The 25061-nt window shown below is 62.0% G+C and carries 27 protein-coding genes; 10 read left to right on the top strand and 17 right to left on the bottom strand.

Annotation, left to right across the window (positions count from 1 at the left end):
- Positions 1-21: 21 nt before the first annotated feature.
- The 4 genes from paaI to A0W34_RS26815 all read right to left on the bottom strand — a co-directional run bounded on the left by paaI (position 22) and on the right by A0W34_RS26815 (position 3517).
- Positions 22-390, bottom strand: coding sequence for a hydroxyphenylacetyl-CoA thioesterase PaaI (gene paaI, locus A0W34_RS26830; protein WP_050794025.1), 369 nt, complete (start codon positions 388-390; stop codon positions 22-24).
- Positions 391-456: 66 nt separating this feature from the next.
- A complete protein-coding gene (locus A0W34_RS26825; RefSeq protein WP_007730606.1) occupies positions 457-768 on the bottom strand; it encodes an EthD family reductase in 312 nt (103 codons plus the stop codon).
- Between the two features lie 6 nt (positions 769-774).
- Positions 775-2817, bottom strand: a complete 2043-nt coding sequence (gene paaZ, locus A0W34_RS26820) for a phenylacetic acid degradation bifunctional protein PaaZ (protein ID WP_081558556.1) — start codon at positions 2815-2817, stop codon at positions 775-777.
- Positions 2818-2905: 88 nt separating this feature from the next.
- A complete protein-coding gene (locus tag A0W34_RS26815) occupies positions 2906-3517 on the bottom strand; it encodes a TetR/AcrR family transcriptional regulator (RefSeq protein ID WP_007730612.1) in 612 nt (203 codons plus the stop codon).
- 107 nt (positions 3518-3624) lie between these two features.
- Between A0W34_RS26815 and A0W34_RS26810 the strand changes: the two genes are divergently transcribed.
- From A0W34_RS26810 to paaK, 9 genes are all read left to right on the top strand, one after another.
- Positions 3625-4353 carry an enoyl-CoA hydratase/isomerase family protein gene (locus tag A0W34_RS26810; protein WP_081558555.1) on the top strand — a complete coding sequence of 243 codons (729 nt, stop codon included), beginning with the start codon at positions 3625-3627 and terminating at the stop codon, positions 4351-4353.
- Positions 4350-5207: a 3-hydroxyacyl-CoA dehydrogenase family protein gene (locus A0W34_RS26805; protein ID WP_007730617.1), complete on the top strand. Its 858-nt coding sequence runs from the start codon at positions 4350-4352 to the stop codon at positions 5205-5207. Before A0W34_RS26810 ends, A0W34_RS26805 begins: the two co-directional genes overlap by 4 nt.
- A 27-nt stretch (positions 5208-5234) precedes the next feature.
- Positions 5235-6020 carry an enoyl-CoA hydratase-related protein gene (locus tag A0W34_RS26800; RefSeq protein WP_029256503.1) on the top strand — a complete coding sequence of 262 codons (786 nt, stop codon included), beginning with the start codon at positions 5235-5237 and terminating at the stop codon, positions 6018-6020.
- Between the two features lie 92 nt (positions 6021-6112).
- Entirely contained in the window at positions 6113-7081 is a 969-nt protein-coding gene (gene paaA, locus A0W34_RS26795; protein WP_081558554.1) for a 1,2-phenylacetyl-CoA epoxidase subunit PaaA, read from the top strand.
- Positions 7078-7395 (top strand): 1,2-phenylacetyl-CoA epoxidase subunit PaaB, encoded by a 318-nt coding sequence (gene paaB, locus A0W34_RS26790; RefSeq protein ID WP_020909477.1) that lies wholly within the window; start codon positions 7078-7080, stop codon positions 7393-7395. The genes paaA and paaB overlap by 4 nt, the downstream gene beginning before the upstream one ends.
- A gap of 28 nt (positions 7396-7423) precedes the next feature.
- Positions 7424-8341 carry a 1,2-phenylacetyl-CoA epoxidase subunit PaaC gene (gene paaC, locus A0W34_RS26785; protein ID WP_007730623.1) on the top strand — a complete coding sequence of 306 codons (918 nt, stop codon included), beginning with the start codon at positions 7424-7426 and terminating at the stop codon, positions 8339-8341.
- Positions 8342-8343: 2 nt separating this feature from the next.
- Positions 8344-8850 carry a 1,2-phenylacetyl-CoA epoxidase subunit PaaD gene (gene paaD / locus A0W34_RS26780; RefSeq protein WP_037130654.1) on the top strand — a complete coding sequence of 169 codons (507 nt, stop codon included), beginning with the start codon at positions 8344-8346 and terminating at the stop codon, positions 8848-8850.
- Between the two features lie 4 nt (positions 8851-8854).
- Complete coding sequence (paaE, locus tag A0W34_RS26775; protein WP_064687859.1) at positions 8855-9934, top strand: 1,2-phenylacetyl-CoA epoxidase subunit PaaE; 1080 nt, start codon at positions 8855-8857, stop codon at positions 9932-9934.
- A gap of 41 nt (positions 9935-9975) precedes the next feature.
- Complete coding sequence (gene paaK, locus A0W34_RS26770) at positions 9976-11277, top strand: phenylacetate--CoA ligase PaaK (RefSeq protein WP_042446417.1); 1302 nt, start codon at positions 9976-9978, stop codon at positions 11275-11277.
- A gap of 2 nt (positions 11278-11279) precedes the next feature.
- Here paaK and A0W34_RS26765 read toward each other — a convergent pair whose 3' ends face one another.
- From A0W34_RS26765 to lepB, 10 genes are all read right to left on the bottom strand, one after another.
- Complete coding sequence (locus A0W34_RS26765) at positions 11280-11903, bottom strand: LysE family translocator (RefSeq protein ID WP_081558553.1); 624 nt, start codon at positions 11901-11903, stop codon at positions 11280-11282.
- A 92-nt stretch (positions 11904-11995) separates the two neighbouring features.
- Entirely contained in the window at positions 11996-13189 is a 1194-nt protein-coding gene (locus A0W34_RS26760) for a globin domain-containing protein (RefSeq protein ID WP_081558552.1), read from the bottom strand.
- Positions 13190-13220: 31 nt separating this feature from the next.
- Positions 13221-13670 (bottom strand): RrF2 family transcriptional regulator, encoded by a 450-nt coding sequence (locus A0W34_RS26755; protein ID WP_003943059.1) that lies wholly within the window; start codon positions 13668-13670, stop codon positions 13221-13223.
- A gap of 119 nt (positions 13671-13789) precedes the next feature.
- Complete coding sequence (gene galK / locus A0W34_RS26750) at positions 13790-14920, bottom strand: galactokinase (RefSeq protein ID WP_081558551.1); 1131 nt, start codon at positions 14918-14920, stop codon at positions 13790-13792.
- A complete protein-coding gene (galT, locus tag A0W34_RS26745; protein ID WP_081558550.1) occupies positions 14920-16020 on the bottom strand; it encodes a galactose-1-phosphate uridylyltransferase in 1101 nt (366 codons plus the stop codon). Before galT ends, galK begins: the two co-directional genes overlap by 1 nt.
- Positions 16017-16643 carry an SMI1/KNR4 family protein gene (locus tag A0W34_RS26740; protein ID WP_042446400.1) on the bottom strand — a complete coding sequence of 209 codons (627 nt, stop codon included), beginning with the start codon at positions 16641-16643 and terminating at the stop codon, positions 16017-16019. The genes galT and A0W34_RS26740 overlap by 4 nt, the downstream gene beginning before the upstream one ends.
- A gap of 21 nt (positions 16644-16664) precedes the next feature.
- Positions 16665-17249: a TetR/AcrR family transcriptional regulator gene (locus A0W34_RS26735; RefSeq protein ID WP_003943180.1), complete on the bottom strand. Its 585-nt coding sequence runs from the start codon at positions 17247-17249 to the stop codon at positions 16665-16667.
- Positions 17246-18295, bottom strand: a complete 1050-nt coding sequence (locus A0W34_RS26730; protein ID WP_042921555.1) for a saccharopine dehydrogenase family protein — start codon at positions 18293-18295, stop codon at positions 17246-17248. Before A0W34_RS26730 ends, A0W34_RS26735 begins: the two co-directional genes overlap by 4 nt.
- 55 nt (positions 18296-18350) lie before the next feature.
- On the bottom strand, positions 18351-18704 hold the full coding sequence (locus A0W34_RS26725) for a glyoxalase superfamily protein (protein WP_058226881.1): 354 nt from the start codon (positions 18702-18704) through the stop codon (positions 18351-18353).
- A 106-nt stretch (positions 18705-18810) separates the two neighbouring features.
- Positions 18811-19554: a signal peptidase I gene (gene lepB, locus A0W34_RS26720; RefSeq protein WP_081558549.1), complete on the bottom strand. Its 744-nt coding sequence runs from the start codon at positions 19552-19554 to the stop codon at positions 18811-18813.
- A gap of 425 nt (positions 19555-19979) precedes the next feature.
- Between lepB and A0W34_RS26715 the strand changes: the two genes are divergently transcribed.
- Positions 19980-21461, top strand: coding sequence for an anion permease (locus A0W34_RS26715; protein ID WP_042446385.1), 1482 nt, complete (start codon positions 19980-19982; stop codon positions 21459-21461).
- Positions 21462-21464: 3 nt separating this feature from the next.
- Here the strand turns inward: A0W34_RS26715 and A0W34_RS26710 are convergent, their stop codons facing one another.
- The 3 genes from A0W34_RS26710 to A0W34_RS26700 are packed head-to-tail and all read right to left on the bottom strand — an operon-like array spanning position 21465 to position 24913.
- Entirely contained in the window at positions 21465-22214 is a 750-nt protein-coding gene (locus A0W34_RS26710) for a succinate dehydrogenase/fumarate reductase iron-sulfur subunit (protein WP_042921559.1), read from the bottom strand.
- Positions 22211-24163, bottom strand: a complete 1953-nt coding sequence (locus A0W34_RS26705; RefSeq protein ID WP_081558548.1) for a fumarate reductase/succinate dehydrogenase flavoprotein subunit — start codon at positions 24161-24163, stop codon at positions 22211-22213. Before A0W34_RS26705 ends, A0W34_RS26710 begins: the two co-directional genes overlap by 4 nt.
- Entirely contained in the window at positions 24164-24913 is a 750-nt protein-coding gene (locus tag A0W34_RS26700) for a succinate dehydrogenase cytochrome b subunit (RefSeq protein WP_081558876.1), read from the bottom strand.
- Positions 24914-25061 lie beyond the last annotated feature (148 nt).

The raw sequence follows: 25061 nt of genomic DNA, 5'->3' as shown, positions 1-25061 counted from the left end.
TGATACACCGTGGGCTGAATTTCAGCGGGTGATGGTTCGACTGTCGCCGCGGAACTCGGCCACGACGGTGTCGCCATTGCGAACGGTCACGTCGTAGATCCCACTTCGGCCGCCTCGAGCCTTCTCGGTGGCGATCGCGGTCAAGGTGTCGCCCAGACGGGTCGGACGCAGAAATCTGATGTCCGCGCGCGCTGCAACGGCTGAATCCTCGTAGCCGTTGCAGGCGAGCGCAAACGCGGTGTCCGCGAGCAGGAAAACATAACCGCCGTGTGTGATTCCGTGACCGTTCACCATGGTTTCGCCCACGGTGACGGTCACGGTTGCGCTACCGGGCGCCAGCTCGGAAATCTCGATACCGAGTGCCTGCGATGCCTGGTCCGCGTCGAACATCTCTCTGGCGGTGATGCTTCCTGTACTCACGAGACAACTCCTGTGTGATCGGGAAATTGCAGGGGTCTAGAGGACCGAGACAACTTCCTGGACATACATGTCGACCGTGCCGGTGGCAAAGTTTGCGACATCTTTTCCAGCGGCGCCCATCTCCGGGGACTTCAGGCCGCTCTGCATAGTCTCGAGATCGGGAAACTCGAGGTTGGCGACGGCATAGAAGACTGGATCGGAGCCGTCCAGCGTCGAGCACTTGCTGAACGTGAAGTCCGAGAGCCCTGGCACTGCGCTGGCGAGCGGGACGTGGATCTCGTTGTAGTACTTGTCGAAAGCCTCCGGATCGGTGGGGCGTCCGTAACACACTGCTACTCGATAGGTCATGTGCTTTCAATTCCCTTCGGGGCGAGTCTTGGCTACCAGAGTCAGGACGTCGTATGTCGCGACCGGATCGTTGTCCTGGTTCGTCACCACGGCGTCCCAACGAACCTCACCGTAGTCGGCGCTGCTGCGAGGTGTGATGGTCTTGGCTGTGAGGGTGACCGTCAGGCTGTCTTCGGCTTTGACCGGAGTCAGGAACCTGAGGCTGTCCACGCCGAAGTTCGCGAGAACCGGGCCGGGAGCCGGGTCGACGAACAGGCCCGCAGCGAGTGAGACAACAAGATAGCCGTGCGCGACGATGCCGCCGAAGAGTGGATTCGCCGCAGCGGCCACCGGATCGGTGTGAGCGTAGAAGGTGTCACCGGTGAACTCTGCAAAATGATCGATGTCTGCGAGTGTGACCTGGCGCGGACCGCCGACAACAGTGTCACCGATCTTCAACTCGGCGAGACTCTTTCGGAATGGATGTTCGGATCCGGTCGTGCGCTGCGATCCGGTGAACCAGCGCTCGCCGACTGCGGTGAGGACGTCGGGTGTGCCCTGTACGGCGGTCCGCTGCATGTGGTGCAGAACTCCGCGGATGCCACCCAGCTCCTCACCGCCGCCGGCACGGCCGGGACCGCCGTGTACGAGGACTGGAAGGGGAGAGCCGTGGCCGGTGGATTCCTTGGCGTCGTCGCGGTTCAGCACGAGCACTCTGCCGTGAAAAGCTGCGAGACCCAGCACCAGTCGACGTGCGATGTCGGTGTCGGCAGTGACCACCGAGGCGACGAGGCTTCCCTCGCCACGGGCCGCGAGTTCGATCGCATGATCGATGCCGTCGTATCCGATGACGGTGCTGACGGGTCCGAAGGCCTCCAGTTCGTGTACCTCGTGCGCATTCTCTTCCGCCCGGAGAAGGACTGGGGAAAGGAAGGCTCCTGACTGGCCGTCGGCACCGACCACGTCCACGTTGTCCGGGTCTCCGAATACGATGGTTGCCGACTTCGTCAGACCGCGAATGGATTTCAAGACCTCATCACGCTGTTCGATGCTGGCGAGAGCTCCCATAGTGACGCCATCAGCATCGGGGTGTCCCACGACAACTTTGTTCAGTCGCTCGGATGCGGCATCGACAACGGCGTCGACCAGCGAGAGCGGGACCAGGGCGCGCCGGATCGCCGTGCACTTCTGGCCCGCCTTGACCGTCATCTCGGTGACGAGTTGTTTGACGTACAAATCGAATTCGGGCGTTCCTGGTATGGCGTCCTCGCCGAGGATCGACGCGTTGAGTGAATCGGCTTCGGCATTGAAATGGACACCCTTGCCGACGACGTTCGGGTGAGCACGCAGCGTTGCTGCGGTGTCGGCGGATCCGGTGAATGCCACTGAGTCCTGCCCGCCGAGGTGATCGAGGAGGCCGCGTGCACTACCGGAGAGCAGTTGGACGGAACCCTCTGGGAGCAAGCCTGACTCGATGATGCGCCGGAAGACGAGTTCGGTGAGATATGCCGTGGAACTGGCAGGTTTGACGATGGACGGCACCCCCGCGATGAATGCCGGTGCCAGCTTCTCCAGGAACCCCCACACCGGGAAATTGAAGGCGTTGATCTGCACGGCGACGCCGCGACGTGATGTATAGATGTGTTGCCCGAGGAAGGTTCCGCCCTTGCCGAGAGGCTCGACGTTTCCGTCCAGAAAGACTGTGCTGTCGGGCAATTCGCGCCGAGCCTTGCTCGCGTAGCTCAGCAGGGTCCCGAATCCGCCGTCGATGTCCACCCCGGAATCTCGCGTCGTCGCGCCGGTGGCAGTAGAGAGTGTGTAGAACTCGGCTTTTCCTGCCATCAACGTGAGGGCGAGAGCCTTGAGCGCGCCGGCACGTTCGTGGAAGGTCATCGCGGACAGTGCAGGCCCGCCGACCTCGCGTGCGTACGTAACCATCTCGGCGAGGTCGATGCCGGTTGCGGAGATCCGGGCCACCTCCGATCCGTCCACTGCGCTCGGCAACGGGGTACCTGCGTCCGATGCGGCGTACCACTGACCGGCCACATAGCTTTCCAACAGTCTGCTCACGACAACTCCATCTCACCGTACGTTCGGTCGGTAATTACGATCGCCCGGTAATGCCGCGTTGTCAAGGATTCGGCAGAACTGCCTGGAGTCAGGCCTTGCGAAGTCCGTCGAAAGTGACGGCGACGACCGCGTCGGCGATGTCGGAGACGGACTCACCCGCTCGGGGTTTGTACCACTCGATCAGTGAGTTGACGGTGCCGAACATCAGCTTGCTGGCGAGGGCTGGTTCGATGTCCGGGCGCAAGTCTCCCTCCGCTGCGGCGGACGCGACGAGACCTCCGACGAAGTTGTCGAATTCGCGTCGACGGGCGAGCGCGGCCCGCTCGACCGTCGTGTTGCCGCGGACGCGCAGGAGCAGGGTGACGTACGGAAGCTCTGCGACCAGCACCTCTACGCTGCGCCGGACCAGGTATTCGAGCCGGTCGATGTACGGACCGGTGGTGGCGCCTTCTTCGGTCGTGACCGCAAACAGGGCGTTGAGGGCACGCGAAAGTGCGAGTTCGAGAAGTTCCGACTTGCCGGACACGTGGTGGTAGATCGAGGACTTCGTGATGCCGAGTTTCTTGGCGAGCACCTCCATGCTTGCGCCGTCGTAGCCCTTGTCGTTGAACACCTTTACAGCCACGGCTAAGAGCGAATCGAGGTCGTAGCCGGGACGTCCGGGGAGGCCGGTGCGTCGAGTGGGGCGTGCCGTAGTCATGCCCCCATCTTCTCAGTTCGGGCAAAGCTGTGCACCAACCGCGTTTTCACTCTTGCCAAACGACCGAATGTTCGGTTATTAATGTAAGAGAGCGAGAAGGAGCGAATGTGAACACCCTGCACGTGGACGAGCGCGAGGATCGCGTCGTGGTCACCCTCGACAGGCCCGCGCAACGCAATGCGATCAACGCGGAAATGATCGACGAACTGCATCAGGTTTGTGGACGCCTCGAACGGGATCCGAAGCTGCTCCTGCTTGCGGGGCGCGGCGACAACTTCGCAGGCGGCGCTGACATCGCGGAGCTCCGAGAGCGCGGACGAGAGGAAGCGTTCGCGGGTATCAACCGCACGCTGTTCGACCGAATCGGAAAGCTCCCGCTTCCCACCGTGGCCGCCGTGAGCGGCTACGCGCTCGGCGGTGGGGCAGAGTTGACCTACGCCTGCGACATTCGCATCGCGACAACGACGGCGGTCTTCGGGAATCCGGAGCCCAATCTCGGCATAATGGCAGCCGCCGGCGCCAGCTATCGATTGCCGAAGCTCGTCGGCGTCTCGATCGCGAAGCAGGTGCTCCTCGGTGCCAGAAACCTCGACGCCGAGCAGGCGCTACGAGCGGGCCTGGTTGTCGAGGTAACCGAACCGAACTGCCACGTCGACGCAGCGCATCGGCTGCTCGACCGCATTTCCCGACTGTCCCCGCTGGCACTGCGATTGACCAAGATCATCGTCGATGCGCCGGGATCGCATCCGTTTGCCGACGACATCGCCCAGGCCGTCCTGTTCGAGAGTTCGGACAAGCGCGATCGCATGACGGCCTTCCTGGAGAAGAAATCATGACTGAAGCAGTTGCACCGAAGACCGTCGGAGTCATCGGCGGTGGACGCATGGGTGCGGGTATCGCCCAGGTGTTCGCCAGTCTCGGCGGGGCGGTCACCATCGCGGAGAGTGGCGACACCGCGGCCGCGTTGCAGCGTGTTTCCGCCGGCCTCGACAGAGCCCACGAGCGAGGGAAACTCGACGACCAGGACCCCGCGACGGTGCTGGCGCGCGTGAGCACCGTGGACGCAGTGACCTCGTTGCCACCGTCGCTCGACCTGATCGTCGAGGCGGTCCCGGAAATTGCGGCCCTCAAGGTCGAGGTGCTCGCCGCTGCGGAAACCGTTGCCGGAGAAAGCACCGTGATCGCCAGCAACACCAGTTCCATGTCGATCGCCGAGCTCGGCGCAGCGCTGACGGATCCGGGCCGGTTCATCGGTATGCACTTCTTCAATCCAGTCCCGGCGTCGCTGTTGGTCGAGATCGTCCGGGCGCCTCAGACCCGCCCCGAGGTTGTCGACTCGGTACGAGCATGGGTGTCGATGCTCGGCAAAGCCGAGGTGCTCGTCAACGACTCACCTGGTTTTGCAACCAGCCGGCTTGGTGTCGGTCTCGGGCTCGAAGCCATTCGCATGCTCGAAGAGGGTGTGGCGGACGCGGAATCGATCGACCGAGCAATGGAATTGGGGTATCGGCATCCGATGGGCCCGCTGCGTTCGACAGATCTGGTCGGGTTGGATGTGCGCCTGGCGATCGCCGAACACCTCGCGAGCACGCTCGGTGATCGATTTGCACCTCCAGCACTGCTGCGAGAGAAGGTGGCTCGCGGCGAGTTGGGGCGCAAGACGGGACAGGGTTTTCACACATGGAGCTGAACCGAACTGCCTGCGAAAGGAACATCGATGACTGACGTGATTCGCTTGGAGATCGAGCGAGGTTTGGCGACAATCACTCTCGACCGACCCAAGGCCGCCAATGCCGTCAACGGCGAAATGAAGTCTCAGCTGCTCGAAGCGTTGCTGCAGGTCCACGCGGACGCAGAGGTTCGAGCGGTGTTGATTCTCGCCGAAGGCAAGAACTTCTGCGTCGGTCAGGATCTGGGCGAGCACGCCGCAGCGTTGGATGCTGATCCGGCGCACGCGATGGATACCGTCGAGGCGCACTACAACCCCATCGTCACGGCGCTGTCGACGCTCTCTGTCCCGGTGGTGGTGGGTATCGGCGGAGCCTGCGTCGGGGCCGGGTTGGGAATCGCGTTGGCCGGAGACATCCGTGTCGTGGGGGCTCGCGCGAGCTTTGCGACGGCATTCACCGGCATCGGTCTGGCCAGTGACTCCGGGCTCAGTCATGCGCTCGTGCACGCGCTCGGACCTAGCCGCGCCAGTGGCCTGATGTTGCTCGGCGACAAGTTCGACGCGCAGAGCGCGCTGGAGTGGGGCTTGGTTCATCGCGTGGTGGCCGACGAGGACGTCGCAGCTGAGGCTCGGGTACTCGCGCGTCGGCTTGCCGACGGACCCACCGCGGCCTTCGCCCACGTGAAATCGCTGATCCGTGCCGTTGCTCCTGGGCTTTCCCAGACGCTGGCGGCCGAGGCGAACGCACAGGTGGAGCTGGGTTCCACGGCAGATCATCGAGGCGCAGTCACGGCTTTCCTGTCGAAGCAGAAGCCGGTTTTCGAGGGTCGCTGATTTCTGGTGCGGCGAAAGATTCTCTTGTGTGCTGGGACACCTCGGTGCATACTAGTTACCAACCGATCATTCGGTAATAAAAGGTAGGTACGATGACCAACGTGGAAGCTCCACAAGACCTGCAGAACCTGTTCGACGAGACGATCGCGGCAGACCAGCGCATCGAGCCTCGCGACTGGATGCCGGACGGCTACCGCAAGACTCTGATCCGCCAGGTCGCCCAGCATGCGCATTCCGAGATCATCGGAATGCAGCCCGAGGGAAACTGGCTCACCCGTGCGCCTTCGTTGCGACGCAAGGCGATCCTGATGGCGAAGGTCCAGGACGAAGCCGGGCACGGTCTGTATCTCTACTCCGCGGCCGAGACGCTCGGTGCCGATCGTGGCGATCTGACCACCAAGCTGATCGAGGGAAAGCAGAAGTACTCCTCGATCTTCAACTATCCGACGCTGACATACGCCGACGTGGGTGTGATCGGCTGGCTGGTCGACGGAGCTGCCATCTGCAATCAGGTTCCGCTGTGCCGCAGCTCCTTCGGGCCGTATGCGCGCGCGATGATCCGTGTGTGCAAGGAGGAATCGTTCCATCAGCGGCAAGGCTTCGAGCTGTTGGCGACGATGATGCGCGGCACGGAAGCTCAACGGGCAATGGTGCAGGAAGCCGTCGACCGATGGTGGTGGCCCGCTCTGATGATGTTCGGACCGCCGGACGACGAATCGCCGAACACCGAGCAGTCGATGAAGTGGCGCATCAAGCGGCACACGAACGACGAACTGCGGCAACGATTCGTGGACATGTCGATACCGCAGGCCGAGATACTCGGTGTGACCTTCCCTGATCCCGACCTGCGCTGGAACCCCGAGCGTGGCGCACACGATTTCGGCGAGCCGGACTGGAGCGAATTCATGGACGTGGTCCGCGGCAACGGAGCGGCGAGCGCCGAGCGGATCACCAATCGGAAAGCCGCACACGACAACGGGGCCTGGGTTCGCGACGCCGCGTACGCCTTTGCACAGCGCGAGAGACTCGCGCACGATCGCACGACTGGGGAAACATCATGAGCGAGAACGATCAGGTACAGGGCGATCAGGTGCGGGGCGAATGGCCTTTGTACGAGGTATTTCTGAGGGGAAAGCGCGGACTGAACCACGTGCACGTCGGATCCCTGCGCGCGGCAGACGACCAGATGGCGTTACGCCACGCGCGCGACGTCTACACCAGACGTAACGAAGGCGTGAGTATCTGGGTCGTGCCATCCGCGAAAATCGTGGCTTCGAGTCCGGCAGAAAAGGATCCGTTCTTCGCGCCGAGCGGCGACAAGGTCTACCGGCACCCGACTTTCTACGACATCCCGGACTCCGTTCCGCACATGTGAGAATCACTTCGACTTCGAGGACCAACAGATGAACGATCACGACAGTGCCTACGACGGCCTGGTCGACGGTGACGGCCACGGTCAGTGGGCGTTCGGAACGAGCTTCGACGACCCCCTCGCCGGCGTCGACACCACGGTGCCAGGCGATGTCGATCTCGGTGCGCTGGCGCGCTACTGCCTCATGCTCGGCGACGACGCGCTCGTCAGTTCGCAGCGACTCGCCGAATGGTCGACGCGGGCACCGGAACTCGAAGAAGAGGTAGCTCTCGCCAACGTCGGCCTGGACTTGATCGGGCAGGCCAGGCTGCTGCTGGCTCGCGCGGCAGCAGCCGATTCCACTGTGGTTCCGTTCATCTCCGATACGTCACCGGTGCCGGCTGAAGATGCGCTTGCCTTCTTTCGTGATCAGTTCGGTTTCCGCAACGTGAGACTGGTGGAACTCGCCAACGGCGACTTCGCGCACACGGTCGTTCGGCTACTCGTGTTCTCGACCTGGCGGCTGGCGCTGTTCGATCGGCTGCGCATGTCGCGCGATCCGGTTCTCGCAGCTGTGGCGAACAAGGGCGTCAAGGAACTGACCTATCACCGCGACTACGCGGCAAGATGGGTCGTCACCTTGGGCGCCGGCACGGCAGAATCCAAGCGTCGGACGGCCGACGCCTTGCTCGAGATCTTCCCGTTCGTGGACGAACTCTTTGTTCCCACTCAGGACGAACTCGTCTTGGCAGAAGTTGGCGTCGGAGTGGACCCGCGTACTGTTCGGCCGGAGTTCGACGCTGTTCTTGCCCAGGTCCTCCATGCAGCCGAAATGGAAGAGCCCCCTTCGCGTTTCTCCGGTTTCGTCGGCGGCCGCGGCGGGCGTGCCGGACTGCACACCGGGGCACTGGGGCTACTTCTCGCCGAAATGCAGAGCGTCGCTCGGGAGCATCCGGAAGGGGTGTGGTGACCGTGACTGCCGCTACCGTCTCTTCCGCGCAGGAGATCGTCGCCTCGGTGATGGATCCGGAGATGCCACTGTTGACCTTGGCCGATCTCGGCGTCATCCGATCGGTCGACGTCGAAGCGAACTTGGTCTGTGTGACAATCACTCCCACCTATTCCGGGTGTCCGGCGATGGCGACGATGCGAGACGACATCGAGCACAAGCTGACCGACGCGGGGTACGGCAGCGTCCAGATCAAGACTCAACTGTCGCCGCCTTGGAGTTCGGATTGGATCAGCGAAGAGGGGCTCGCGAAACTTCGGACGGCCGGGTACTCGGTGCCGGGGGCCGCACCGCGTCGCACCTCCGGCCCGATCGCCTTGACCTTGACGGCCAAGCCGCGCGACATCCTGTGCCCCCAGTGCGGTTCGGCAAACACCAGACTGAGTTCGGAATTCGGTGCGACCCTGTGCAAAGCGCTCTATCGCTGCCTCGACTGCCTCGAGCCGTTCGATCACGTGAAGGAGATCTGAACAGATGAGTACTGCAACGACGAACCGGAACAAACCATTTCACCCGTTGACGGTCGCCGGTGTCGAATCACTGTGCGACGACGCAGTTGCCGTCACCTTCGACGTGCCTGCCGATATCGCCGATCAATTCGACTTCGGCGCCGGGCAGTCACTGACACTGCGGCGGATGATCGACGGCGTCGAACACCGTCGCTCCTACTCGATCTGTGCACCGGTAGGGGCGTCTCCACGGGTGGGGGTTCGCGAAGTGGCAGACGGACTCTTCTCCTCCTGGTTGGTGCGAGACGTCAAGGCCGGGGATCGAATCGACGTCCAGGGCCCTTCGGGCAATTTTGTCGCCGATCCGGCATTGGGTGGACGGCACGTTCTGATCGCGGCGGGCTCCGGAATCACGCCCATGTTGTCCATCGCTGCAACACTGCTGGTGAACCCCGAGGCCGATGTCACCCTGCTGTACGGGAACAGGCGCACCCGTTCAGTCATGTTCGCCGAAGAGATCGCCGACCTGAAGGACCGGTACGGTGCGCGCCTGGACGTTATTCATGTCCTCTCTCGCGAGCCGCGCGAGGTCGAGTTGTTCTCGGGCCGTCTCGACGCCGACCGGTTGCGTGAGATCTTCACCTCTCTCGTTCCGTGCGACCAGGTCGACGGCTTCTGGTTGTGTGGTCCGTTCGGGATGGTCAACGACGCCCAGGAAGTACTGGCCGGCTTGGGAATTGCCAAGGATCGCATCCATCACGAGCTGTTCTACGTCGACGACGTCGCTCCGCCGGTTGCAGTGCATCGTGAGCGCGGAATTGTCGGACCGAGCAGCGAGGTGACTATTACTCTCGACGGTCGATCGACCACCGCGACACTTCCGCGAGACCAGTCGATTCTCGATGCAGCGGAACAGTACCGATCGGATCTGCCCTTCGCGTGCAAGGGCGGGGTCTGTGGAACGTGTCGCGCCAAGGTCACCTGCGGTGACGTCGAGATGCGCAGGAACTACGCACTCGAAGACTACGAAGTCGACGCGGGTTTTGTACTGACCTGCCAGACCTTCCCTGTCGGTGAACAGATAACAGTCGATTTCGACGCCTGACCGCCCGCACAGCGCCCTCACTGAGCCCACCGGAGACAATCATGACCGAACTCGCCACTGCTACATCGCAAGACATCGAATTTGCCAGTCGGGACCGCATTTCGACGCTCCAACTCGAGCGGATGCAATGGTCCCTGATGCACGCGTACACCAATGTTCCGCACTACCGCAAAGCTTTCGACGACGCCGGCGTCCACCCGAGCGACTTGAAGGATCTGAGCGATCTCGCGAAGTTCCCCTTCACCACCAAAGCGGATCTACGTGAGAACTATCCGTTCAAGATGTTTGCAGTGCCCCAGGACCGGGTCTCGCGAATTCACGCGTCTTCGGGGACCACCGGTCGCCCGACGGTGGTGGGGTACACGAGCAACGACCTGAACAACTGGGCCGATCTCATCGCGCGCAGTCTCTCGGCCGGCGGCGTGCGGTCTTCGGACAAGGTTCACGTGGCTTACGGGTACGGTCTGTTCACCGGTGGATTGGGAGCACACTACGGTGCGGAGCGCTTAGGCTGCACGGTCATTCCCATGTCCGGTGGCATGACCGAGCGGCAGATTCAACTGATCGAGGACTTCGAGCCCGACGCCATCATGGTGACTCCGTCGTACATGTTGACCATCGTGGATGCGATGATCAAGAAAGGCATCGATCCCTCGAAGACCTCACTGAGGGTGGGAGTTTTCGGAGCGGAGCCGTGGACCGAACAGATGCGTACCGAGCTGGAACAGCAACTCGACATGCATGCGGTCGACATCTACGGACTCTCCGAGATCATGGGCCCGGGTGTGGCAATGGAATGTGTGGAAACCAAAGACGGGCTCCATATCTGGGAAGACCACTTCTACCCGGAGATCATCGATCCGGTCACGGGCGAAGTGCTTCCGGACGGTGAAGAAGGTGAGCTGGTTTTCACCTCTCTCACCAAGGAAGCGCTGCCCATCATTCGCTACCGAACCAGGGACCTGACCCGTCTGTTGCCCGGTACGGCGCGCTCGATGCGTCGGATGCAGAAGGTCACCGGCCGGACCGACGACATGATCATCCTGCGTGGGGTCAATCTGTTCCCCACACAGATCGAAGAGCTGATCCTGACCGTCCCCGCCCTGGCACCCCAATTCCAGTGTGTGCTGGAGCGTCCGGGCCGGATGGATACTCTGACAGTGCGCGTCGAGGCTCGCCCTGACGCGGCAATTTCCGATCATGCGGCAGCGTCTTCGGCGTTGCAGAAGCTGGTGAAGAACAAGATCGGTGTCACGGTCGAGGTGAGCGTTCTCGAACCCGGCGGACTCGAACGCTCGATCGGCAAAGCGCGTCGTCTGATCGACCAACGTCCGAAGGACTGAAACTACTCCAGGGCCATGCGGGTGGCGAAGATTCCGAGAATGCCACCAGCTAGCCATTTCTGAGCCCGCATCCACACCGGACGCGCCATGAGGAAGGTCGACACGGCTGCCGCACAGCACACGATCAACGCGTTGACGGTGACTGCGACCAGGATCTGCACGCCGCCGAGTACGAGTGCCTGTTGCCAGACCGGACCCGCAGTGGGATCGACGAACTGGGGGATCAGGGCCGCGTACATCAGCGCAATCTTGGGATTGAGCAGATTGGTGGTCAACCCCATCCCGAACAGACGGCCGCTACCGTGGCGGTCGACCTCGGCCACCTCGAAAGCGGACTTCCCACCTGGTCGGAGTGTCGACCAGGCGAGATAGGCCAGGTACAGGGCACCACCGATTTTCACCGCGGTGAACACCGTTGGTACGGCGAAGAGAACCGCCGTCAGCCCTGCACACGTGGCGGTGAGGTAGACCAGGAAACCGGTTGCGACTCCGCCGAGCGAGATCAAACCTGCCCGGCGGCCCTGGCTGATGCTGCGGGACACCAGATAGATCATGTTGGGGCCCGGTGTCAGAACCATCGCCAGGGCGATCAGCGCGACTCCCGTCATCGACGCTGACGTGATCATGTCGGTCTCCCACTACTCGGTACGTATGTTCCGTCGAGTACACAAGGGATTACTGTGGCGCGCCAAGGTCCAGTTCGCAGGCAGTGGTCCGCTCAGGTGTTGGCCCAGCTGTCGGGCCCGAAGACCTCGTAGTGGATATTCTGCGCCGGGACGTCCCGTTCGAGCAACGAGGCGCGCATCGCCAACATGAACGGCATCGGCCCGCAAAGGAAGGCTTGGGTATCGGGCTCCACTGCAATACCTTGCAAATCCGCCCGTCCTTCGTGAACCGATCCGAACGCAACGTGCGTGCCGAGATCCTCGTACCAACGGTGCAGGGTTGCGGCGGGAATCTGGTCGACGAGTGTGCTGAGTTCTGCGCGGTGCGCGTGATCCGCAATGGATCGATCCGCATGGATGACAGATACCGGACGGTCAGCGCCGGTGTCCACGAGATGATTGAGCATCCCGATCATCGGTGTGCAACCGATTCCGGCCGACGCGAGCAGGAGCGGCGAGTTGTCGTCCGGCATGGTGAGATCACCGAAAGGTGTGGTGACGGAGAGTTCTTGGCCTTCGAATACGTTGTTGTAGAGGAAGTTCGACACTTCGCCATCGGGAGTTCCGGAGATTCGCTTGACGCTGATCCGCCAGTCTGCGCTGCTCGGTGTCGAACACAGGCTGTATTGGCGGATCTGGCGGGCGCCGTCGGGCAGCGTAACCCCGACCGAAAGATACTGTCCGGGAGCGAAGGTGGGGAGTGCACTGCCGTCGAGCGACGTGAGCGTCAGTGAGACGGTGTCGGCGGACTGAAGAACTCGTTCACTGATCCTGACTGTGCGCCAGACGTCACCGGCGTCCACGCCGGCGAGTTGGTAGAGGCCACGCTCCATCGTGATGAGGGTTTCCGCCATCAGCCAGTAGACCTCGTCCCAGGCTGCTGCGACGTCGGGAGTGACTGCATCGCCGAGTATTTCGACGATCGCGGCAAAGAGGTGTTCGTGCACGATTGCGTACTGGTCGGGCGTGATTCCCAGCGACGCATGCTTGTGGGCGATACGTGAAAGTATGAGATCGACCTTGGCGCTGTCCGGCTCGAGCTGAAGCGTCGCGAATGCCGCGATGGCGCCGGCGAGAGCCTTCTGCTGTTCGCCCTGCTTCTGATTGCCGCGATTGAACAAATCGCGTTCGAGTTCAGGATGCGCGTCGAACATCCTGCGGTAGAACAGGGTTGTGATATCGCCGATGGCAGCGCCGACCACGGGAAGGGTGGCGCGAATGACCTCGGTTGACTGTGGGGAAAGCATGAGCTGCTCCGTTCGGTCGAAATTCGATTGATCAGCCTGCTTCGTCGCTCCGGGTGGTGAGGCGTAGCAGGACAGTTTTGGACGGCTGCCGGATGACGTCTTCGATCGTGACCGCGTCGAGTGAAACGAAGAACGCTTCCTGTGCTTCGCGCAAAGCGCTCCGAAGGAGGCAACCTCCGCGCAGTGGGCACGGTTTGTCGCCTTCGCAGTCGACGACTTCACCCGGGCCTTCGAGGCGTCTGGCCAGCCAGCCGATGGTGGCGGTGCGGCCGAGTTCGGTGATGGAAAGCCCACCGCCGCGGCCGCGCCTGGTTGTCACGATGCCGAGCTCACCGAGCCGTGTAACCACCTTGGTGGCATGGGAATACGACACGTTGAGCTGCTGCGCAACATCCCGAGTGCTGGGGGAGGCATCCGCGTCGAGTACGGCCAACCGCATGACGACGCGCAATCCCAGATCGGTGAACTGCGTCAGTTGCATGATCTGAACCTACATAATTCGCATCTGAGATGACTATTTATGTGAGGGGGATCTCGAGGTGCCCCAACCAGGGCAAACGGTACGTTCGGCACCTCCAGTGCGCTGAACGTGCCGTTCGCTCAGAGACGGGCGGCCGAACCCCCGGCAACGACGCCGAGAAAGTGGGGTGCTCGCCAACCTCGCGCCGCAAAGTCGCGGCTCACTGACGCGATGACCTCCGCTCCGCTTCCTTCCGGAACCAGCGCGATGGCCGAGCCTCCGAATCCGCCGCCGGTCATCCGCGCACCGATCGCGCCGCCGCGTCGTGCTGCGGCAACGGCGACGTCGAGTTCTTCACACGAGACCTCGAAGTCGTCGCGCAACGAGGCGTGCGAGTTGTCGAACAGCTCGCCGACGTCACTGAATCTGCTGTTGCGCAGAAGTTCTGCGGTCTTCCGCGTCCTCTCGATCTCGGTCACGACGTGCCGTGCCCGCGCCCGGAGAATCGGGTCTCGCACTGTCTCGGCCTGGCCTGCTGTAGCCTCTCGCAAGCTGCCGACGCCGAGAGTTGCTGCTGCAGCGACGCATTGAGAGCGCCGCATTCCGTACTGTCCGTCTGCGAGTGAGTGTTTGACCCGGGTGTCGATGACGATCAGTTCGTAACCTGCACCGTGGAGTTCGAAAGGTATGGGTTCGGTGGATCCGTCCTGGCAGTCCAGCAGGAGCGCAGTCGAGGGCTGAGCAAAGAGGGCAATGGTTTGATCCATCCCTCCGGTCGGTGCGCCGACGCCGTCGTTCTCGGCCTGGATGCACACCTGTACCAGCTCATCGCGGGCGAAAGGTGAATCATGAAGTTCGTTGACGGCCAACGCAACCGAACAGGTGAGGGCAGCGGAGCTCGACAGCCCGGCCCCGACCGGTACCGACGAGTCGACGGCAAGATCGATTCCTTCGATCGGGAGGCCTCTGCGCGCAAGAGACCACAGAACGGCTGTGGGGTAGGCGGCCCACCCTGTGGCGATGTCGCCGAGGGGCCCGGTGTACGTCTCGGCGGATTGCCGACTGTGCACGCGGACGACCCCGTCGCTGCGCAGTGCGACGGCAACCAGTGTTCGCTGCTCGAGAGCGACCGGTAGGCACAATCCACCGTTGTAGTCCGTGTGTTCACCGATCAGGTTGACTCGTCCGGGTGCCGCCCACACTCCGGTTGCCGGATAGCCGTAGGTGGCGTGAAACTGTTGGAGCACAGAATTGTTCGAGACGGTATCCACTATTTCAACTCCCGTAGACGGGCCGCGACTGCCTCGGGAACGGTGTCGTTCACCCAGGCGCCCATGGCGGACTCGGACCCGGCGAGGTATTTGAGTTTGCCCGGTGCGCGCAAGATCGAGAACAGCTGAAGATGCAGTCGGCCCAGAGGTCGGTTGATGCGGACGGGAGCTTGGTGCCAAGCCGCGATGTACGGTACCCGGTCGACGCCCGGATAGAAGCGATCGATACGGCGTAGGAGATCTTGGTAGACGACCGCAAGCTCTTCGCGCTCTTGGTCGTTCAGCGAGGGAAGGTCCGGGACGTCTCGGTGCGGTGCCAGGTGAATCTCGATGGGCCATCGTGCGGCGGTCGGGACGTAGGCGCTCCAGTGATCGCCGTCGTAGATCAACCCGGCCTTGTCCTCGCGCTCGAACGCCAGAACATCGGCGAGTAGTGAGCGACCGGTGCGCTCGAAGTGTTTGTGCGCCTGCGTCAGCATCGATCGGGTGCGTGGCGTGACATACGGGTATGCGTAGATCTGTCCGTGTGGATGGGTGAGTGTCACCCCGATTTCTTCGCCGCGGTTCTCGAAGCAGAACACTTGTTCCACAAGCGGATCCGCCGACAACTCTTCGGTCCGAGAAATCCAGGCGCCCACAATCGTGCGCATGCGTTCGAGTGGAAGCTCGGCGACGGACGCCGTGTGATCGCTCGAGAAGCACATCACTTCGCAGTGACCGGCCGCTGGGCGATCGCCCGCACCGTCTCCGGGACTGTCAATGGCTTCCTCAGGCGCCGCGGCAAAGCTCGGAAACCGATTCTCGAACACCGCGACGTCGTAGTCTCCGTCGGGTATCTCTGTGGGCGTGCGTGTTTCGTCGGTCGGGCACAATGGACATTCGGCGGCGGAGGGGAGATGTGTCCGTGTCATGCGATGCGAAGCCATGGTGATCCACTCCCCGGTGAGAACGTCGAATCTCATCCGAGACGAGTGGTCGAGAGCCGGCAATTCGCGGGAATCTCGCGCAGAGTGGGCGCGGGCACTGCCGGCATCGTCGAAGTAGAAGATCTGACGCCCGTCGGCGAGGGTGCGACGGGTCGGATCCTGCTTGGGTGTCATGCGTCGACTTCCCATTCCAGAACACCCTTGCTGACAACGGGTTTCCACACTCCGATCGTTGATCCTGTTTCCAGCGCTACGGCATGGGCGGCCAGCATTACCGAGATGGACGCCCAGATCGGACCGCCGTTGTCAGTGGCGTCCGAGGCATACTCGGTCACACAATGGTGGAGTGCGCCGCTGCGGGTGTCCACGAAGTAGTGGTACTCGTCCAGTCCGGCGAAGGGAACGAACGAGGGGATGAACATGGTTGCGGCAGTGCCTGCGTCGCGTTGATCGTGTCGATCCATCTCGTCCTCGGCGTAGAGGTCTGGATTCTCGTAGATCGTCTCATCCCACGTTTCGAGCAGAGTGAGACGAACTTCTGTTGCGACGTCGATGGGGTAGAAGAATTTGTCCGGGAGCACGCTGCCGAGAAAGAGGCCGGTCCGGTCGTCGTGGGTCAGGCTGCCGTTGTGGACCCGATACAGGTCGCGAAGTTCCTGGGGCCACGTGACGCCGGTCGAGGCTTCGAATTCCTCGATAACGGCGTCACCGAGTCCTGGTTGAAACGCTGCAGCCGTCACCGGTGCGTGTGTACGGCACCACGCTTCGATTCGGCTCCATTCGTTTGCAACGCTCATGGGCTTTACGATACGTCCGAGTCAGGACCCGTGAATCAGGTACTGCAGTGTGTCCACGAGCTTTCGGTCCGAAGCCTCGGACTTTCGGCCGGTGATTCCCGATCGGAGAATTGCGGAACCCTCGAGCAGGCTCACGATGGTCTGCGCTGTCGCGCCAAGTTCCGCCGCATCCAGCTCCGGTTGTGCACACGCGACTGCGCGCTCTACGTGTGCGATGTACTGGGCGTAGAAGTCTCGAAGCACGACCGCGACTTCTTGGTCCGCCGCTGCAATGGCCCATACTTCGACGTACAGACGCACCGTGGCCTGGTCGTCCTGTTCTCCGAGCAGGACTCCGATGAAGTGTTCGGATTCCTCGCGGGAGAGGCTCTGATCCGTATCGGGGACGACGGCAAGGCGATCCAGTGAGCGGGTCAATGCACGTGACATCACTGCGCGTATCAGATCTGCACGGGTGGGGTAGTAGTGCTGCAGATGTCCTACCCGCACTCCGGCCGCGGCTGCGAAATCGCGCATTGCCGAGTTGGCATTGCCCTGAGTAGTGAGGACCTGTTCTGCTGCGTCGAGAAGTGCTGCCGCACGGGCGGCGCCCTTGGAGAGGGTCATGGTCGCAATACTGCCACCCCGAAGCTCTCCAACTCGGAGACGGTGCGGCGAGGGTTCGGAAGCGATTCGGGGAAAGTGACTCCAGGCCGGGCATCGTCGGCCAAGGCTCGTCTGACGGCCAGCGCGCCGCCCACCGCGGTGAGGTGAGCCTGGCCCTGCCGGTCGACGATTGTCGCGCTTGTCGTGCCGCTCGGGCCCGTGACATCGATGCGTACTTGCGCGCTCCCGCCCTTGCCCGGCGAGTACAGGAGCCCGCGTCGTAGCGGTGTGAAGCGGTCGCCGCGACCCCAACGGAACAGACCCACCTTCTTGGCGGCGAGCAGCGCAGTTGTGGATGCATTCGAACTGAAACCTATTCGAGTGCTGGCAGTTTCGGCGCCCAAGGTCATGGGGAACGTGAATTGTTCCGGAGTGTCGATTCTTCCGACCTTGGTGCGCGATCCGGGGAAGTCGACCCAGCGTGTATCCGTCAACGGGCTGACGGTGATCGGGTTTCCTTGCTGCATCACCTCGAAATCCTGCCCGAGCCGATCGATGAAGTCGACGGAGTCCAGCCCGGCAATGTCGTTGACGTCGTAGCGAATCGAGACGTCGATCGTGCTCGCGCCACCCAGTTCCTCGGCCAGCGCTGCGGCGACGATATTGGTGACTCCGCCCATCCATCCGGACGACAGGTACACCGGTGCGCTCGGCGACTTCTGACCCGCCAGAGTGGCGGCGCGAGCGACGCGGGTTGTCCAGCGGGTGATGTCCACGTACGGAATGCCGGCCTCGACGGCTGCGGACAGGACACGATCGTGGGGATCGTTGACCGTCGACACGACCGCGCGTACGGACGCGTCGAAGGGTGTCGGGTCGAGGAGGTCCCAGCGGCGGACGGAAGCGCCGTGACGGCCGGCCAGTTCGTCGCCTCGCTCGGGGGTGCGTCCGGTGAGGAGTAGTGGGAAGTCGGGGGCGAGCAACGCAGTCAGGGCGCTGCCCACGGTTCCGTATCCGCCGGCCACGAGGATCGGGCCGTCGGCTGAATACTGCAATGAATCGGTCATGCACCTAACTCTAGGTCAAATGACCTAAAACGTCGAATGGGGTTCTTTCCGCTGCTCAGTCCCGGTGTCGCACGATGTTGACGACGTTGCCATCGGGTGCCCGGACGAGGAATCGGCGAACACCCCACTCTTCGGTCGTTATGGGGTGCACGATTTCGTAGCCGAGCCTGCGGGCCTCTTCGTAGGCGCCGTCGACGTCGTCCGTGTGGACTGAGATGACCGAGTCCTCGGTCGCAGTGGCGTCGTGCGTGACGAGCTGTACGTTCGCGCCGGTGTCGGGAGAGGTGTAGCGAGCGACCCACCCCATGTTGAACTCTTCGGTGCTCAGGCCGAGAAAGTCGGAGTAGAAGCTCTTGGCGGTTCCGACATCGGCGACTTTGAGATTGGCGGTGATGCGTCGAGCGCGCATGTGGTTCTCCTACCCTCGGTAACAGATGCGCTCGATGATCGTCCGAAAGCGGAGCCATGTCGACTGTGCCGTCCGAAGATGCGGGCCGCCTGGTTGATTCGATCTGTCACTGCGGATCGAAGGAGCTCACAGTTCCCCACCGTGAGAAGGGAAGGACGATCAATTGAACCTTGCCGATGACATTGTCGATCGCCACCGTTCCACTGTGTTCGTCATCGAGATGGAAACGTGAATCCTTCGAATGGGCGCGGTTGTCGCCCATCACCCACAGGTTCCCGTCGGGAACCGTGACCGGCCCGAAATACCTTCCTTGGCAAGAGGTACCGTTGCCCGGAATGCGCTTGTCGATGTACGGCTCGGTCAGCGGCTTGCCGTTCACTCGAAGCCCCTCTTCCTCGGACAGGCACTGTACGGTTTGGCCACCGACCGCGACTACCCGCTTCACGAGGTCGTTTTCGTCCGGCGGGACCAAGCCGACGATGGACCCGAGTCCCTGAAATGCGCGAACAATCGAATTGTCGGATCGAATGGATTTGTACTCGTCGTTCCAGGACTCGGGTCCCTTGAACACGACCACATCCCCAGGCTGTGGATCCCCGAATCGATAGCTGATTCTGTCGACGAAAATTTTGTCTCCCGTGCAGCCGGTGCATCCGTGAAGTGTCGGTTCCATGGACTCCGACGGGATCAGAAAAATGCGTCCGACGAAGTTCTGAATGGCAACACTCAGGACGAGTGCGACGACAAAGAGGATCAGAATCTCACGCCACAGTGGACGTTTCCTCGGGTGACCGGCCACTTCCGATTCAGTGGAGTCGGTCGAGTCCTCGTGGGCGTCGGATTCCGTCACATTCCCGACAATAGATGGCGCAACCACTCGTCGGCCCGATACGAATCTTCTCGGTTCGTGGGTCTGTCTGTCGGCTGACATGCTTCGGAATTGGATCACATCACGCGCGAAGATCCGGTCGAGGTCGGCAATCCGCGCAGTCCTGACCCAAACATCTTGCCGACGAATACCTTTCGCAGAAGCAGGTTGAACAACTCTCGGAGATTCAAGCGTGCAGCACGCCCGCGCCTCTGTTGATCGATTGGCACAATCTTTTGCGAGATGGGCATTCTCCCACTGAAGCGTCGGTGCGAGACAGCGCCTCGTAAGGACGACTGTACTTCTGGGCATTTTCTCTCGAACTTGGATTGACCGCACGAAAACCTGATGTTTGGGGGACAATCATCTGGGGCGATCACCTGGGGCGACAAGTCGAGGAGATGCAAATGTCCGAGGCCAAATCCGAAAGCACTGAGTCTTTTTCTGAGACGACACCGCCGGCGGAGCCGTCGAAACAATCGGTGCTCAGGCGGTACTACCCGGCTGCGGTGCCCGTCGTCCTCGGCTTGATCATCTATTTCATGCCTGTTCCGGACGGTGTGGATCCCAAGGGCATGCACATGCTCGGAATCTTCGTCGGCACCATCGTGGCGTTGATCTTGCAGCCTCTGCCGACGGGTTCTGTGGCGCTGGTAGGCCTGTCGATCGCCATGATCACCCAGACCGAGACGCCGACGGAAGCGTTGTCCGGCTTCAGTAACACCACGATCTGGCTGATTGTCGCATCGTTCTTCATTGCCGAGGGCTTTCTGGTCACCGGACTCGGCAAACGGGTTGCGCTCATGTTCGTGACCAAACTCGGCAAGTCGAGTCTCGGATTGTCCTACGGAATGGCGTTGACGGACTTGATACTTGCTCCGGCGACGCCGTCGAACACCGCCCGTGCGGGTGGCGTCGTCTATCCGATCATCGTCTCGCTGAGCAAGTTGGAGGACTCCAATCCCGAGCCCGAGGACTCTCGCAAGAAGCTCGGAGCATATCTGCTGCTCACGTCGCTGCAAGTCAACGTCGTGACCTCCGCGATGTTCATCACCGCCATGGCGGGTAACCCTGTGGCCGTCGATGCGGCTGCCAAGATCGGCATCGACATCTCGTGGGGCAAATGGGCGCTGGCAGCATCGGTTCCGGGAATTGCGAGTCTCATCGCGATCCCGTGGGTGATGTCGAAGATCTTCCCGCCCACGATGTTGAAGACTCCGAAAGCACCCGAGCAAGCCAGGGAGGAACTGCGCAAGGCAGGTCCGATCAGCCGCAACGAGAAGATCATGGCCGCCACCTTCGTTCTGCTGCTGGTGCTCTGGTGCCTGGGCTCGCAGCTCAACGTCAATGCCACTACAACAGCATTCGTCGGAATCGGCATCCTGTTGGTGACCAAGGTGCTGACGTGGAACAACCTGGTCCACGACACCGGGGCGTGGCAGACGCTCGTGTTCTTTGCCGTTCTGGTCGGTATGGCAAGCCATCTCGAAGAACTCGGCGTGATCTCGTGGATCGGAACCCAGGTCTCCTCGAGCGTCGACGGTTTGCCGTGGATCTGGGCTTTTGCGATCCTGACCTTGGTGTACTTCTACGCGCACTATCTGTTTGCGTCGAACACCGCGCAGATCGTCGCGATGTACGCGGTGTTTCTCGGCGCGGCGGTGGCAACCGGTGCACCGCCGCTGTTCTCAGCCCTGGTGTTCGGCTTCATCGGCAGCCTGTTCGGCGGTATCTCGCACTACGCGTCCGGTCCGGCCGGAGTGATCTACGGTTCCGGATACATCAAGACCTCGGAATGGTTCCGAATCGGTTTCGTGATGAGCGTCGTGATCATCCTGATCTGGACGATCATCGGCGGCGCGTGGATGAAGCTGATCGGCGCCTGGTGACGATCAGTTGTCCTTGCGCCGCAATCCGAATCGCATCGATTCCTTGTTGACAGCGGCAATCGCGGTCAGCGGTATCTCCGCGGGACACACCTGCGCACATTCACCGTAGGTCGAGCACGGCCCGAAATCGGCCTCCATCTGGTGCGACATCGCTCGGGCCCGCTTGCCACGTTCGTTGCGGCCCTGCGTGACGAGAGACAGGTGGGTCAGTTTGGACCCGGTGAAGAGGTGCGCGGCACCGTTCGGGCAGGCTGCCACGCAAGCGCCGCAGCCGATGCACGCGGCGAAGTCCAGTGCAGCTTCGGCACTTTGATGCGAGAGCGGCTGACTGTCTGCGTCCGGCGCGGTTCCTGCATTGACCGAAACGTATCCACCGGCTTCGAGCACCCGGTCGAGCGCAGAGCGATCGACGACGAGGTCTCGGACCACGGGAAAGGCTGCGGAGCGGAACGGCTCCAGTTTGATTCGGTCACCGTCGGAGAAGCTACGCAGGTGCTGACGGCACGTGGGAGTGTTCGCAACCGGCCCATGGGGAACGTCATCGACGGTGATGCCACAGGACCCGCAGATCCCTTCTCGGCAGTCGGAATCGAAGGCGATGGGTTCGTTGCCGCTTTCCACGAGTTGGTCGTTGAGTCGGTCGAGGAGCTCCAGCAGCGACATCTCCACCGTCGCGTCGTCTATTTGGTAGGTGTCGAATGCGCCGGACGACTCAGGTCCGGATTGGCGCCACACGTCCACGGTGATTTTCATACGTAGTTCCTCGTCTGCAGTGGAACAGCGGTGAAGGACAACGGCTCGTCGTGTCGAACGTGTCTGCCGTCCTGGGCGGTTTCCCACGCGGAGACGAAGCACCAGTCCTGATCGTTTCGCTGCGCTTCGCCGTCGGGAGTCTGATGTTCGGCACGAAAGTGCGCTCCACAGGACTCGTCACGATCGAGAGCATCGACGCACATCAGTTCGGCGAGCTCGAGGAAATCGGCTACCCTGCCGGCCCTTTCCAACTCCTGGTTGAACTGGTTTCCGCTGCCGGCAACTCGCAGGTTCGACCAGAAATCGGTTCGCAGTGCGCGGATTTCGGCGATCGCCTTGGTCAAGCCCTCGGCCGTTCGGGTGACACCGCAACCCGCATAGAGGATCTCGCCCAGTTGTCGATGGAACCTGTCGGGACCGTGTGTTCCGCCGACCGAGAGCAGCAGGTCCACCCGACCCCTCACGTCAGTGAGCGTCGACGTCACAGCGGGATCGGACAGTTCGAGTGGAGTGGATCCGAGTAGCGGTGCAAGATAATTCGGAATCGCGTACGGGAGGGTGAACCAGCCGTCGACGCATGCCGAGAGCAACGAATTGGCGCCGAGGCGGTTGGCCCCGTGGTATCCCCAGCCTGCCTCACCACCGACGAACAAGCCGGGGATGGAGGTCATCTGGTCGTAGTCGTTCCACAGTCCTCCCATGGTGAAGTGGGCTCCGGGGGCGATGCGCATCGGCACCGTATAGGGGTCTTCGCTGGTGGCGTCGCGATACATCGAGAACAGATTTCCGTATCGCTCCTCGATGGTCTTGCGGCCGAGCCGTGCCAACGCATCGCGGAAATCCAGGTACACACTGTTTTTCAGAGGGCCGACGCCGTGACCGGAGTCGATTTGCTCGCGGGCGGCCCGTGAAGAGACGTCGCGGGGAGAGAGGTTCCCGAACGCCGGATATTTGCGCTCGAGGTAGTAGTCGCGTTCGTTTTCGGGAATGTCGCCGGGCTCACGATCGTCTCCGGGCTTGGCCGGTACCCAGATTCGGCCGTCGTTGCGCAGGGATTCGCTCATCAGAATGGTTTTCGACTGCCACTCGGAGTTGACGGGAAGTGCCGTCGGATGGAATTGGATGAACGAGGGTGAGGCAATCAGCGCGCCGCGTCGGTGCGCTCGCCACGCGGCCGTGGCGTTGGAATTCTTCGCAAGTGTGGACTTGTGGAATACGGTGCCGTAGCCGCCGGATGCCAGTACGACGGCATGGCCTGTGGTGGCGCCGATTTCACCGGTCACGAGATCGCGTGTGACTATCCCTTGTGCTCGCCCGTCCGAAACGATGAGATCGAGCATCTCGGTTCGGGTGTGTAGGTTGACCGTTCCGGCTGCGATCTGACGTTGCAGTGCCTGCGACGACGCTATCTGCAACTGCTGGCCTGTCTGCCCGCGCGTGTAGTACGTGCGCGACACCTGAACGCCGCCGAAGGATCGGGTGGCCAGAGTGCCGCCGTACTCGCGAGCAAACGGTGCCCCGATGGCATTCATGTGATCGATGACGCGTACGGATTCTTCGGCGAGACGGAAACAGTCGGCCTCACGGCCCCGGAAATCACCGCCCTTGACGGTGTCCTTCACGAAGCGGGCGAGACTGTCGTTGTCCACTTTTCGAGCGCGAGCAGCGTTGATGCCTCCTTGCGCGGCGACACTGTGTGCACGGCGGGGTGCATCGTGGAAGGTGAAGGACTCGACGTGGTAGCCCAGTTCACCGAGGGAGGCGGCGCAGGCCGCGCCGGCGAGGCCGGTACCGACGACGATGACCGTGAACTTGCGCCGGTTGAGTGGGCTGACGAGCTTGTAGTCGAGTTTGCGAGTGGGCCAGGCCGTCGCCGGATCGCCGGCCGGGACCCTACCGTCCACCGGTGTCCCGATGCTGCGCAGATCGTCGAGTTCGAAGCTGTTCACTTATGACGCTCCTGTCTTCGAGATGGCGCCGGTCATGACCGCGATGGGGATCGACATGTTTCCGACCATCACGACGAGCGCAAAGATTCCGGAGAGTGCAACGCCAATCCGGCGCAGTCGTTGGCCGGTCACGCCGAGATCGTTGACCGCGCTCCAGAGTCCGTGCGCGAGGTGCATTGCCAGCAGAGCCATCGCGACGATGTAGAACGCTGCCACCAGCGGACGCTCGAAGCTGGCAATCAGATTGTCGTATGCGTAACTCTGTGTGCGCGTGGCCGCTTCGTACTCGCTGCTGCCGATGGGTCGGGTTCCGGTCGTGAGGTCGAGTATGTGGAAAATGACGAACAGCAGCAGCACAGCTCCGGTGACGGGCATCGTGCGCGCTGTAAAGGACTTGATTCCCAGACCTTTACGTCGAAATTTTCCTCGAGCTCGGCGTCCGCGGACGGTGAGCAGCCAGGCACACCAGACGTGTGCGACCAATGACGCGAGCAAGACGATGCGAAGAATCCACAGAAGTCCCTCGTAGGGCAGGAAGGGTTCGAACACCGTTCGTAGCCAGTGTGCGTAGTCGTCGAAGTGATCGGCACCGGTGTAGACCTTCAGGTTTCCGATCATGTGGACAAGAACGAAAGCGGCGAAGATCAGTCCTGTCACGGCCATCAGAATCTTGCACGTGATGTTGGACGGCCGCGGTCGAGCTTGGAGTGAATCGCCGGTAGCTCGCGATACACGGGTCGGAGCACTCACAGACAAACCTCCCACGCCAGACTTGCCGGACAGGTGCCGTCAGCCTAAGCCCGATCGAGGTTTTCGGCCAACGGATGGGTGCCCGACTTGTCTGTTAATGCAGGTGAATGGGAGTGTAGGGGTGCTCATTACCCGAAAGTAAGGAACT

It is taken from the genome of Rhodococcus sp. BH4 (genome assembly GCF_002079265.1).
Lineage (GTDB): Bacteria > Actinomycetota > Actinomycetes > Mycobacteriales > Mycobacteriaceae > Rhodococcus_F > Rhodococcus_F qingshengii.
Note: the sequence above shows the minus strand (reverse complement) of the source record. Positions and strands in the feature narration are given on the sequence as shown.